Raw genomic sequence first — 12,433 nt, 5'->3', positions numbered from 1 at the left:
GATTCTTGAGTAGATTAAGCAGCGGATGAAACTACAGAATTCTTTTCGCGACTATACGGCTGAGTCCGCGCTGTTTGTGCGCCGGGCGCTGGTCGCTTTTTTGGGGATTTTGCTGCTCACTGGCGTGCTAATCGCCAATCTTTATAATCTGCAAATCGTTCGTTTTACTGACTATCAGACCCGTTCGAACGAGAACCGTATCAAACTGGTGCCTATCGCCCCCAGCCGCGGCATCATTTATGACCGCAACGGAATTCCTCTCGCCCTTAACCGCACTATTTATCAGATAGAGATGATGCCGGAGAAGGTCGACAATATTCAGGATACCCTCGACGCGCTACGCAACGTCGTGGATCTGACCGATGACGACATCGCAGCCTTTAAAAAAGAGCGAGCCCGCTCGCATCGCTTCACCTCGATCCCGGTAAAAACCAACCTGACTGAAGTTCAGGTCGCACGCTTCGCCGTGAATCAGTACCGTTTCCCCGGCGTCGAGGTCAAAGGCTATAAACGCCGCTATTATCCGTACGGCTCCGCACTGACCCACGTGATTGGTTACGTATCGAAGATCAACGATAAAGACGTTGAACGTCTGGATAAAGACGGCAAGCTGGCCAACTACGCAGCCACACATGACATCGGCAAGCTGGGTATCGAGCGCTATTACGAAGACGTACTTCATGGTCAAACAGGTTATGAAGAGGTTGAAGTCAATAACCGTGGCCGCGTCATTCGACAGCTCAAAGAAGTCGCCCCGCAGGCCGGGCACGATATCTATCTGACGCTTGATTTAAAACTCCAGCAATACATTGAAACGTTGCTGGCGGGTAGCCGTGCCGCCGTCGTGGTCACAGACCCGCGTACTGGCGGTGTTCTGGCTCTGGTCTCTATGCCGAGCTACGATCCGAACCTGTTCGTGGACGGCATCTCCAGCAAAGATTATTCCGGGTTACTCAATGACCCCAATACCCCACTGGTCAACCGCGCCACGCAAGGTGTTTACCCTCCGGCGTCCACGGTTAAACCTTATGTTGCGGTCTCTGCGTTAAGCGCAGGCGTTATTACTCGCAATACCGGGCTATTCGATCCCGGTTGGTGGCAATTACCCGGTTCAGAGAAACGTTACCGTGACTGGAAAAAATGGGGACACGGTCATCTGAACATCACCCGTTCTCTGGAAGAGTCTGCTGATACGTTTTTCTATCAAATCGCCTATGATATGGGGATTGACCGTCTTTCTGAGTGGATGAGCAAGTTTGGTTACGGTCATTATACGGGCATCGATCTCGCTGAAGAGCGCGCCGGAAACATGCCAACCCGCGAGTGGAAGCAAAAACGGTTTAAAAAGCCCTGGTACCAGGGTGATACAATCCCTGTCGGTATCGGTCAGGGTTACTGGACAGCAACACCTATCCAGATGAGTAAAGCGCTGATGATCCTCATCAACGACGGCATGGTGAAAGTTCCGCATCTGCTGATGAGCACAGCGGAAAACGGCAAGCAAGTGCCGTGGATACAGCCACATGAGCCTCCTGTCGGTGACATTCATTCTGGCTACTGGGAAATCGCCAAAGACGGTATGTACGGTGTAGCGAATCGCCCTAATGGGACTGCGCACAAGTATTTTGCTGGCGCACCCTACAAAATTGCGGCGAAATCCGGTACCGCGCAGGTATTTGGCCTGAAAGCCAATGAAACCTATAACGCACATAAGATCGCCGAACGTTTACGCGACCACAAACTGATGACTGCATTCGCGCCCTATGACAAACCCGAGGTCGCTGTCGCGATGATCCTCGAAAACGGTGGGGCCGGTCCGGCGGTAGGTACACTCATGCGCCAGATCCTTGACCACATTATGTTGGGCGACAACAACACCAATCTGCCTGCTGAAAACCCGGCGGTTGCAGCAGGTGAGGACCAATAATCGTGACGGATAATCCGAACAAAAAGACATTCTGGGACAAAATTCATATCGATCCCACAATGTTGCTTATCTTGCTGGCTCTGCTGGTATACAGCTCGCTGGTCATCTGGAGCGCCAGCGGCCAGGATATTGGCATGATGGAACGTAAGGTCGGCCAGATCGCTATGGGGCTGGTCATCATGGTCGTGATGGCGCAAATCCCCCCCAGGGTCTATGAAGGTTGGGCACCGTACCTCTATATCTTCTGTATCATTCTGTTGGTGGCTGTCGATGCCTTCGGCGCCATTTCTAAAGGCGCGCAACGTTGGTTGGATTTGGGCATCGTGCGTTTTCAGCCCTCGGAAATTGCCAAGATAGCCGTCCCGCTGATGGTGGCGCGCTTTATCAACCGCGATGTCTGCCCACCCTCGCTGAAGAATACGGCGATCGCGCTGGTGCTCATTTTTATGCCCACGCTGCTGGTTGCCGCGCAGCCTGACCTTGGAACCTCAATCCTGGTTGCACTTTCCGGCCTGTTTGTCCTGTTCCTCTCCGGGTTGAGCTGGCGTCTGATCGGCGTTGCTGTGGTTCTGGTGGCCGCATTTATTCCAATACTGTGGTTCTTCCTGATGCATGATTACCAGCGACAACGCGTGATGATGCTTCTCGACCCGGAAACCGATCCGCTGGGCGCGGGCTATCACATTATTCAGTCTAAAATTGCTATTGGTTCAGGTGGGCTACGCGGCAAAGGCTGGTTGCATGGTACGCAGTCGCAGTTGGAGTTTTTGCCCGAACGTCATACTGACTTTATCTTTGCAGTACTGGCGGAAGAGCTGGGTCTGGTAGGGATTTTAATCCTGCTTGCCCTGTACATTTTGCTGATAATGCGCGGATTGTGGATTGCCGCCCACGCGCAAACAACCTTTGGTCGCGTTATGGCCGGTGGTTTAATGTTGATATTATTCGTTTATGTCTTCGTAAATATTGGTATGGTGAGCGGTATTCTGCCTGTAGTTGGGGTTCCACTCCCACTGGTCAGTTACGGAGGCTCTGCACTGATCGTGCTGATGGCCGGGTTCGGGATTGTCATGTCGATCCACACCCATAGAAAAATGTTGTCGAAAAGCGTGTAAGGGGTACGCAATGCGTAAGCAGTGGATTGGAATCTGCATCGCAGCAGGAATGCTCGCGGCGTGTTCAAGTGATGATGGTCAGCAACAGGCTGCCGTCGCGCCGCAGCCTGCGGTGTGTAATGGTCCGATTGTTGAAATCAGCGGAGCCGATCCGCGCTTTGAACCCCTGAACCCGACGGCGAATCAGGACTATCAGCGTGACGGTAAGAGCTACAAGATAGTCCAGGACCCCTCCCGCTTTAGCCAGGCTGGACTGGCCGCCATTTACGATGCGGAGCCGGGAAGCAATTTAACCGCCTCTGGTGAAGCGTTCGACCCGATGCAGCTGACCGCTGCGCACCCAACGCTGCCAATTCCAAGCTATGCCAGAATTACTAACCTGGCAAATGGTCGAATGATCGTCGTCCGCATTAACGATCGTGGCCCCTATGGCAACGATCGCGTCGTTTCGCTGTCGCGAGCAGCAGCCGATCGTCTGAATACCTCTAACAACACGAAAGTGCGTATTGATCCTATCATTGTCGCACAGGATGGCTCTCTGTCCGGCCCAGGTATGGCCTGTACGACAGTGGCCAAACAAACCTATGCCCTGCCCTCACGCCCTGACTTAAGCGGCGGCGGCAGTATGCCTGCTACACCGGATGCGGGTCAGCCGCAAGGTGATATCCGCCCGATCAGCAATTCCACGCTGAAAAGCGATGACCCTACCGGAGCACCAGTAAACAGCGGTGGTTTCCTCGGCGCACCGACCACGCTCGCTTCCGGCGTGCTTGAAGGTAGCGAACCGACGCCAGCGCCACAGCCGGCCGCCCCTGTGACTGCGCCAGCCACAACACCGACTGTCGCAGCAGCACCAGCCGCCGCCGTTGCCACTCCGGCAGCTGCAGCCAACGGTCGTTATGTCGTTCAGGTTGGTGCGGTAAGCGAGCAGGCGCGTGCACAGCAGTATCAAAAGCGTTTAAGTCAGCAGTTTGGCGTTCCGGGCCGGGTTGTGCAAAACGGTGCCGTTTGGCGTATTCAGATGGGGCCATTCGCCAGCAAGGCTGAAGCCTCCACACTGCAACAGCGTCTTCAATCCGAGGCGCAATTACAGTCCTTCATCACCGGCGTGTAATAACGTAAATCGGGCATCTGAGTTGTCAATTTCTGTAAACGACATTAACAAAGTCACGCGGAAAGTCAGATGCCTGTGAGTTATGCATTTGCTATAGTAGGGCACTTTTTTTAATTTCACCACGGACGTCGTAGTTCAGACCATGAAGACCACTTTTTCCGCTCGTTTCGTGCAGCGCATGGCGCTCACCGCGGCTCTCTGCGCAGCCTCTCTTTCTGCTGCCCATGCAGATGACCTGAATATTAAAACCATGATCCCGGGTGTTCCGCAGATCGATGCGGAGTCGTATATCCTGATTGACTACAATTCAGGCAAAGTTCTGGCAGAACAGAATGCGGACTCTCGCCGCGATCCCGCCAGCCTGACCAAAATGATGACCAGCTACGTCATCGGACAGGCAATGAAAGCCGGGAAATTCAAAGAAACCGATTTGGTCACCGTCGGCAACGACGCCTGGGCTACGGGCAACCCTGTCTTTAAAGGTTCCTCCCTGATGTTCCTCAAGCCGGGCATGCAGGTTCCAGTATCGCAGCTAATCCGTGGTATCAACCTGCAATCCGGTAACGATGCTTGCGTGGCAATGGCAGACTTTTCTGCTGGTAGTCAGGACGCTTTCGTCGGCCTGATGAACAGCTATGTTAATGCGCTGGGGCTGAAAAACACCCACTTCCAGACCGTACATGGCCTGGATGCAGAGGGCCAGTACAGCTCAGCTCGCGATATGGCGCTGATTGGTCAGGCCCTGATCCGCGATGTACCTAACGAGTACTCTATCTATAAAGAAAAAGAGTTCACCTTTAACGGCATCCGCCAGCTCAACCGTAACGGTCTGCTGTGGGATAACAGCCTGAATGTTGACGGTATCAAAACCGGCCATACTGACAAAGCGGGTTATAACCTTGTTGCCTCTGCGACAGAAGGTCAGATGCGTCTGATCTCCGCCGTGATGGGTGGTCGCACTTATAAAGGTCGTGAAACTGAAAGTAAAAAGCTGCTGACCTGGGGTTTCCGTTTCTTTGAAACCGTGAACCCATTGAAAGTCGGCAAAGAGTTTGCCTCAGAGCCCGCCTGGTTTGGTAATACCGATCGTGCGTCGTTAGGTGTCGATAAAGATGTCTACCTGACGATTCCACGCGGCCGTATGAAAGACCTGAAAGCCAGCTATGTTCTGAACACCACGGAACTGCATGCCCCGCTGCAGAAAAACCAGGTTGTCGGCACCATCAACTTCCAGCTTGATGGCAAAACCATTGAGCAGCGTCCACTGGTGGTTCTGCAGGAAATCCCGGAAGGCAACTTCTTTGGTAAAATCATTGATTACATTAAATTAATGTTCCATCACTGGTTTGGCTAAAAATCGAACACTTGAAAGTGTGATTTACGTCCCCATATACTAAGTATCCAGATAACTCCCACGCTCTGTGGGAGTTATTATTTTTTGATGTAACGCCGGAGCTGACATGAAAACCAAACTAAACGAACTGCTTGAATTCCCTACTCCATTTACTTACAAAGTAATGGGGCAGGCGTTGCCTGAGCTGGTTGATCAGGTGGTTGAAGTGGTACAGCGCCATGCGCCAGGTGATTACTCCCCAACGGTAAAACCGAGCAGCAAAGGCAACTACCACTCGGTCTCAATCACTATTAATGCGACACACATTGAGCAGGTTGAAACGCTGTACGAAGAATTAGGTAATATCGATATCGTACGTATGGTGCTGTAAAAACCTGTCGGTTACCCGCTGCATCCCCGCTCGGGTAACCCCACCCTCCTGTGATATACTTTTCCCCTCTTTAACATTCTCTACTCTGTGTGAGTATCTACGGAGATGCCGTTTTGTATCAGGATAAAATTCTGGTCCGCCAGCTTGGTCTTCAGCCCTACGAGCCAGTCTCTCTGGCCATGCACGAATTCACCGATACCCGCGATGAAAACAGTCATGATGAAATCTGGCTGGTAGAGCATTATCCTGTCTTTACCCAGGGTCAGGCAGGTAAAGCAGAGCACGTACTGATGCCCGGTGATATTCCCGTTATCCAGAGCGATCGGGGCGGCCAGGTGACATACCACGGACCGGGTCAGCAGGTTATGTATGTTCTGTTGAACCTCAAACGCCGCAAACTGGGCGTACGTGAACTGGTAACACTACTGGAACAAACCGTGGTGAATACGCTTGCGGAGATAGGTATTGACGCCCATCCGCGTGCTGATGCGCCGGGGGTATATGTCGGGGAGAAGAAAATCTGCTCATTAGGGTTACGTATCCGTAGAGGCTGCTCGTTTCACGGCTTAGCGCTCAACGTAGATATGGATCTATCACCTTTCCTGCGCATCAACCCCTGTGGCTATGCGGGAATGGAAATGGCAAAAGTCTCGCAGTGGGACAGTACGGCAACAACCGAGAGCGTGCGCCCTCGTCTGCTGGCTAATATTTTAGCGCTGTTGGGCAATCCCCCCCACGAGTACATTGCAGACTGAAAAAACAGGTTATAGTTTGCCGCAGCATATGTTGTGGCAAATGGCACAAAACAACAACTATTTTACATTTTGCCAGCCTGTCAGGCTGCTTTATGGCCCGTTTCAATGATATACTGCGTATCACTAATTCAAAAATAGTTGATAAATGCAACATTCCCTTGAATTGAAACGCTTTCCTTCGTAATTCGCAACTGGAACACGCAAGCTATGAGTAAACCCATTGTGATGGAACGCGGTGTTAAATACCGCGATGCCGATAAGATGGCTCTTATCCCGGTAAAAAATGTTGCAACAGAGCGCGAAGCCCTGCTGCGTAAACCGGAATGGATGAAAATAAAACTGCCAGCGGACTCCACTCGCATCCAGGGTATTAAAGCAGCGATGCGCAAAAATGGCCTGCACTCTGTCTGCGAAGAAGCGTCCTGCCCTAACCTGGCAGAATGTTTCAACCACGGGACCGCGACCTTTATGATCCTCGGCGCAATCTGTACTCGCCGCTGCCCATTCTGTGACGTTGCCCACGGTCGCCCGGTTGCCCCTGATGCTAACGAACCGTTAAAGCTGGCTCAGACGATTGCGGACATGGCGCTGCGCTATGTGGTCATTACCTCCGTTGACCGCGACGATCTGCGCGACGGTGGCGCCCAGCACTTTGCAGACTGCATCACCGCTATTCGTGAGAAAAGCCCGTCGATTAAAATCGAAACGCTGGTACCTGACTTCCGTGGTCGTATGGATCGTGCGCTGGATATCCTCACGGCCACCCCGCCAGACGTGTTTAACCATAACCTCGAGAACGTTCCGCGTATATACCGCAACGTACGCCCTGGGGCTGATTACAACTGGTCACTGAAGCTTCTGGAACGTTTCAAGGAAGCGCACCCTGAGATCCCAACCAAATCCGGCCTGATGGTAGGTCTGGGTGAAACCAATGCTGAAATCATTGAGGTTATGCGCGATCTGCGCAGTCACGGCGTGACAATGCTGACGCTAGGCCAGTATTTACAACCCAGTCGTCACCACCTGCCGGTTCAGCGCTATGTAAGCCCGGACGAGTTTGATGAGATGAAGGCGGAAGCCATGGCAATGGGCTTTACCCATGCAGCCTGCGGCCCATTTGTTCGTTCTTCTTACCATGCGGACATGCAGGCGAAAGGGCTGGAAGTGAAGTGATCGTGTAATACTCACTTACATTTCAGCAATAAAAAAACCGGCAATTGCCGGTTTTTTTTCATGCAGAGTATGCAGTATGAGCATCGTGCTCCTGACATTACTCTTTATGGGAAAGCTTCTCAGTCTGAACGCTACCGTCAGCATCTTTCTTAGCATCGGCATTATCATCGTTCATCGCTTTCTTGAAGCCTTTAATTGCCGTTCCCAGGTCTCCACCCAGTGTACGTAACTTCTTGGTACCAAACAGCAGAACGACCAGTGCGGCAACCACCAGCAGTTTGGTAATACTAATCTCACCCATAGATACCTTCTTAACTTAAACCAGGCTGCATAAAGCGCCATATTAACCTGAGAATATTAACGGCCTTTCGACGCGCGCACACAATAGCAATCTGTAACAAGGTGAATCAAGCCTTGTTTAAAAAAACGTCATAATAATTGCGGTGGCGCAAAGCGGCGGTTCCGTAACACAGGAAGTTGCGCCCTGACCTGCCTCACCCGCTCAGCAGAAACCTCCGTCATTATCAGCGCGGGCGTTTCCGCCGCAGCGGCAATCGTCACGCCAAACGGATCGATAACCCGGCTTTGACCGATATTCTTGTTACCACACTCCCCCGCGGCAATCACATAACAGGTTGCATCCAGGGCTCTTGCCGCCAGCAGCGTTGTCCAATGATGCTCTTTCAGCGAACCACGAACCCAGGCAGCCGGTAAGACCAGGATTTCAGCCCCCTGTAACGCGAGCGCCAATGCCAGCTCAGGAAAGCGCAGGTCATAGCAGGTCATTAACCCTACCTTTAATCCGTCTACGTCCAGCAATGGCGCTACAGCCTCACCTGCATCGACATTCCGCGACTCCTGAATCGAAAAGGCGTCATAGAGATGTAATTTTGCGTAATGGGCAACAACCCGGCCTGCCCGTAGCGCAACCAGCATGTTCAACGCCCGGCCAGGTACAGAGGGAACATGAATCGTCAGAATCGTCGTCATCTCGTTTTGCGCGCTCTCTTGCTGTAGCCGCGTCAGAAAACCGCCCTCCAGTAGCTGAGCCGACTTCACCGATAAGTCGGGGTCGAGATCGTCACGGGCCAACAGTGCTTCCGGCAGCACCAACAGAGATGCTCCTTCTCCTGCGGCCTGTGACATCAACTGGACACACGTTTCCGCATTTTTCTCCCACGAGGGACCCACGGCAAATTGCCCTGCTGCAACAAACATATTCCCTCCAGAAAAATCGGTTAAGCTCGCCAACAACAATTATTCAGCGTTACACTCACGCTATATACAATCAAATAGCAGGATTACGCAGTGTTACAACTCCTTTTAGCAGTTTTTATCGGTGGCGGTACAGGAAGCGTAGCAAGATGGATGTTAAGCATGCGGTTCAATCCGCTGCATCAGGCCATCCCATTCGGTACGCTGGCAGCAAATCTGATTGGCGCGTTTATTATCGGTATGGGGCTGGCGTGGTTTAACCGCATGACAAACATTGATCCAATGTGGAAAGTGCTCATCACCACCGGTTTCTGCGGCGGACTGACGACGTTTTCAACCTTTTCGGCAGAAGTGGTGTTTTTACTACAGGAAGGACGTTTTGGTTGGGCAATGGTGAATGTGCTGGTTAACCTGTTAGGGTCATTTGCGATGACGGCTCTGGCATTCTGGCTGGTTTCGGCCTCTCCTGCACACTAAACGAAAAAAAACCCGCAATTAAGCGGGTTTTGAATTCTTGCTGTCGTATGCTTACAGAGCGATTACGTTTGCAGCAGAAGGGCCTTTGGCACCGTTAGTGATTTCGAACTCTACGCGCTGACCTTCAGCCAGAGTTTTAAAACCATTGGTCTGGATTGCAGAGAAGTGTACGAACACGTCTTTGCTGCCATCTTCCGGAGTAATGAAACCGAATCCTTTGGACTCATTAAACCACTTAACGTTACCTTTAATCTTAGACATCAAAATTACCTTTACATGAAAAATAGACACAAATGCTGTGTCGGGTATCAGTACAACAATTGTGGTGCACTTTGTCCAGTCGAACTTTGTCAAAAAGTGATAAATGTCGCGTTATTTTTCAGACAACCAACATATCCATCTGTTTTTAAACAAGTTTATAATAATCCACCTGACAATACAGGTAGTCTGTCAAAACTGGAAACGCATCCATGCAAAGTAGACATTTCCGTTGTTATACGTACCCGGAATGTAGGTCATCTGGAACGTTGCCGGACCATAGCCTATCGAGGCCAACGGCAGGATCAATGGCACGGGAATATAGTTCCAGTTATCGCGCGCGGTGAAACCGGCAGTATAGCCCAGCCCAAGACGAAAATTATCATCGGCCAGCGGTCGCCAGGTCTTTTCCCAGCCATAGCCGCCAATCGGCTCCCATTTATTGAAGGAGTCCTTGAAGGCCATAATATAGAGCCCGTGCCAATTACCTTTATCATCCCAACGGGACTGGCCAAATCCTGCCCCCCAGGGACGTTCGTTGTACCGATCGGTTTTCTCTTTATCGTAGGCAAAACGCGCATGCCAGGTAATGGCCGGCACATACAGATCATAATGTTCGGGCTGCTGCCAGGTTTCACTGACATTATCTTTAAAAGTATCAAACCACCCTTTATCCTCAGCAAACACCTGGGGAATAAAGGCTAACTGAATAAAAAGAAATGAAAAAATGAGAAAATAACGTTTAGCGACAATCACGACTTAATTACCATCCTGGGAGTTAGTATTAATTGTAGCAAACAAAACCTTAATGTTAGCTTAACAAAGATGCGCTAATAAAAAATCAGAATATTCTCCACATATAAATTCCAGATTATTACCATTATATTTATTATGGTTTTTATATATGACACGTATTCTTATTTCTATTAATCTGCTTCCTTTACGCACAAACACTAAAACAAATTACAATTAATTAACATCAATGCATCATTTCAAAGCAAAACAACACATAAAACCAGAGTGTTTCACAGTTTTTGATTGCGGTACTCCCTTTTCATCCGCTATGTTGAAAAAACGCCTGCGCCATCGGTTGAATCCGTATTTTTATTGATTTTAATCAGCAAGGAGCAGGTGTTTATTAGGCACATTCTCACACCGCTTTATGCTTTTTTTAGTTTTTTTACTTTCTGGGCGTCAATATGACAGGGGAAACAATGTTGACATTTATAGAACTCCTTATTGGAGTCGTTGTTATTGTGGGTGTAGCTCGCTACATCATTAAAGGTTATTCCGCAACCGGCGTATTGTTTGTCGGGGGCCTGGTTTTATTGATTATCAGCGCTCTGATGGGACACAAAGTTCTGCCCGGCAGTGCCGAAAGTACCGGTTACACCGCGACAGATATTGTTGAATATATTAAAATTTTGCTGATGAGCCGCGGCGGCGACCTCGGCATGATGATTATGATGCTGTGTGGTTTTGCCGCCTACATGACGCATATTGGCGCGAACGATATGGTCGTTAAGCTGGCCTCCAAACCCCTGCAATATATCAACTCGCCTTACATGCTAATGATTGCCGCCTATTTTGTTGCCTGCCTGATGTCACTGGCTGTCTCTTCGGCAACCGGGCTGGGCGTGCTGTTGATGGCGACACTCTTTCCGGTCATGGTTAACGTTGGGATCAGTCGTGGTGCTGCGGCGGCCATTTGCGCCTCCCCTGCCGCAATCATTCTTTCTCCAACTTCCGGGGATGTCGTGCTGGCTGCAAAAGCAGCGGAAATGCCACTGATCGACTTCGCGTTTAAAACCACGCTGCCGATTTCCATTGCTGCCATTATTGGTATGGCGATTGCCCATTACTTCTGGCAGCGCTATCTGGATAAAAAAGAGAACATCTCTCACGAAATGTTAGATGTGGCAGAAATCACCACCACAGCCCCCTCGTTTTACGCCATTCTGCCGTTTACCCCGATCGTCGGTGTACTGATTTTTGATGGTAAATGGGGCCCGCAACTGCACATCATCACGATTCTGGTGCTGTGCATGCTTATTGCCGCAGTGCTGGAGTTCATCCGCGGATTCAACACCCAGAAGGTTTTCTCAGGTCTGGAAGTCGCCTACCGTGGAATGGCAGATGCCTTTGCTAACGTCGTCATGCTGTTAGTTGCAGCCGGTGTATTTGCTCAGGGTCTGAGCACCATTGGCTTTATTCAAAGTCTGATCTCTATCGCCACCTCATTTGGTTCTGCAAGTATTATTCTGATGCTGGTCCTGGTGATTCTGACCATGCTGGCCGCAATGACCACGGGCTCCGGTAACGCGCCTTTCTACGCCTTCGTTGAGATGATCCCAAAACTGGCGCACTCTTCCGGTATTAACCCTGCCTATCTTTCGATCCCAATGCTGCAGGCGTCCAACCTCGGGCGCACAATCTCCCCGGTATCCGGTGTGGTTGTAGCTGTTGCGGGGATGGCGAAGATTTCACCGTTTGAAGTCGTAAAACGAACTTCTGTTCCGGTGATGGTCGGACTGCTGATTGTGATTATCGCCACTGAAGTGATGGTACCAGGTTCTTCTTCAGCCGTCGTTGGCGGCTGATACTCAGTGAAATGTAGGCCGGATAAGGCATCTACGCCGCATCCGGCATTTAAACCGCACCGTTGCCGGATGTCG

13 protein-coding genes are annotated in these 12,433 nt (G+C 50.8%); 9 read left to right on the top strand and 4 right to left on the bottom strand.

All coding sequences use genetic code 11. The features are described from left to right. Positions 1–25 precede the first annotated feature (25 nt). The 7 genes from mrdA to lipA all read left to right on the top strand — a co-directional run bounded on the left by mrdA (position 26) and on the right by lipA (position 7,808). Positions 26–1,927, top strand: a complete 1,902-nt coding sequence (gene mrdA / locus QMN38_RS07430) for a peptidoglycan DD-transpeptidase MrdA (protein WP_271449870.1) — start codon at positions 26–28, stop codon at positions 1,925–1,927. Positions 1,928–1,929: 2 nt separating this feature from the next. Next, positions 1,930–3,042 carry a peptidoglycan glycosyltransferase MrdB gene (mrdB, locus tag QMN38_RS07425; protein WP_003022718.1) on the top strand — a complete coding sequence of 371 codons (1,113 nt, stop codon included), beginning with the start codon at positions 1,930–1,932 and terminating at the stop codon, positions 3,040–3,042. A 10-nt stretch (positions 3,043–3,052) separates the two neighbouring features. Next, on the top strand, positions 3,053–4,156 hold the full coding sequence (gene rlpA / locus QMN38_RS07420; RefSeq protein ID WP_271449871.1) for an endolytic peptidoglycan transglycosylase RlpA: 1,104 nt from the start codon (positions 3,053–3,055) through the stop codon (positions 4,154–4,156). A 142-nt stretch (positions 4,157–4,298) separates the two neighbouring features. Next, on the top strand, positions 4,299–5,510 hold the full coding sequence (gene dacA, locus QMN38_RS07415) for a D-alanyl-D-alanine carboxypeptidase DacA (protein WP_137384513.1): 1,212 nt from the start codon (positions 4,299–4,301) through the stop codon (positions 5,508–5,510). 106 nt (positions 5,511–5,616) lie between these two features. Further along, positions 5,617–5,880: a DUF493 family protein YbeD gene (ybeD, locus tag QMN38_RS07410; protein ID WP_000850547.1), complete on the top strand. Its 264-nt coding sequence runs from the start codon at positions 5,617–5,619 to the stop codon at positions 5,878–5,880. Between the two features lie 113 nt (positions 5,881–5,993). After that, positions 5,994–6,635, top strand: coding sequence for a lipoyl(octanoyl) transferase LipB (gene lipB, locus QMN38_RS07405; protein ID WP_323604781.1), 642 nt, complete (start codon positions 5,994–5,996; stop codon positions 6,633–6,635). Between the two features lie 207 nt (positions 6,636–6,842). Beyond that, positions 6,843–7,808, top strand: coding sequence for a lipoyl synthase (lipA, locus tag QMN38_RS07400; RefSeq protein WP_003022702.1), 966 nt, complete (start codon positions 6,843–6,845; stop codon positions 7,806–7,808). A gap of 97 nt (positions 7,809–7,905) precedes the next feature. On the opposite strand, the gene tatE is transcribed toward lipA, so the two are convergent. Next, positions 7,906–8,109: a twin-arginine translocase subunit TatE gene (gene tatE, locus QMN38_RS07395; RefSeq protein WP_048212302.1), complete on the bottom strand. Its 204-nt coding sequence runs from the start codon at positions 8,107–8,109 to the stop codon at positions 7,906–7,908. Between the two features lie 128 nt (positions 8,110–8,237). After that, positions 8,238–9,026, bottom strand: coding sequence for a deaminated glutathione amidase (locus QMN38_RS07390; protein WP_323604780.1), 789 nt, complete (start codon positions 9,024–9,026; stop codon positions 8,238–8,240). A 90-nt stretch (positions 9,027–9,116) separates the two neighbouring features. Here QMN38_RS07390 and crcB point away from each other — a divergent pair, with 90 nt between their 5' ends. Further along, positions 9,117–9,500 carry a fluoride efflux transporter CrcB gene (crcB, locus tag QMN38_RS07385; RefSeq protein ID WP_043015566.1) on the top strand — a complete coding sequence of 128 codons (384 nt, stop codon included), beginning with the start codon at positions 9,117–9,119 and terminating at the stop codon, positions 9,498–9,500. 51 nt (positions 9,501–9,551) lie between these two features. Here crcB and cspE read toward each other — a convergent pair whose 3' ends face one another. Together cspE and pagP are read right to left on the bottom strand one after the other, a co-directional pair. After that, positions 9,552–9,761 (bottom strand): transcription antiterminator/RNA stability regulator CspE, encoded by a 210-nt coding sequence (gene cspE / locus QMN38_RS07380; RefSeq protein ID WP_000034825.1) that lies wholly within the window; start codon positions 9,759–9,761, stop codon positions 9,552–9,554. Positions 9,762–9,950: 189 nt separating this feature from the next. Beyond that, on the bottom strand, positions 9,951–10,514 hold the full coding sequence (gene pagP, locus QMN38_RS07375; RefSeq protein WP_369124578.1) for a lipid IV(A) palmitoyltransferase PagP: 564 nt from the start codon (positions 10,512–10,514) through the stop codon (positions 9,951–9,953). A gap of 458 nt (positions 10,515–10,972) precedes the next feature. Here pagP and dcuC point away from each other — a divergent pair, with 458 nt between their 5' ends. Continuing rightward, complete coding sequence (gene dcuC, locus QMN38_RS07370) at positions 10,973–12,358, top strand: anaerobic C4-dicarboxylate transporter DcuC (RefSeq protein ID WP_271449873.1); 1,386 nt, start codon at positions 10,973–10,975, stop codon at positions 12,356–12,358. Positions 12,359–12,433 lie beyond the last annotated feature (75 nt).

This window comes from Citrobacter sp. R-1.5.2 (assembly GCF_035064245.1).
GTDB lineage: Bacteria > Pseudomonadota > Gammaproteobacteria > Enterobacterales > Enterobacteriaceae > Citrobacter.
Note: the sequence above shows the minus strand (reverse complement) of the source record. Positions and strands in the feature narration are given on the sequence as shown.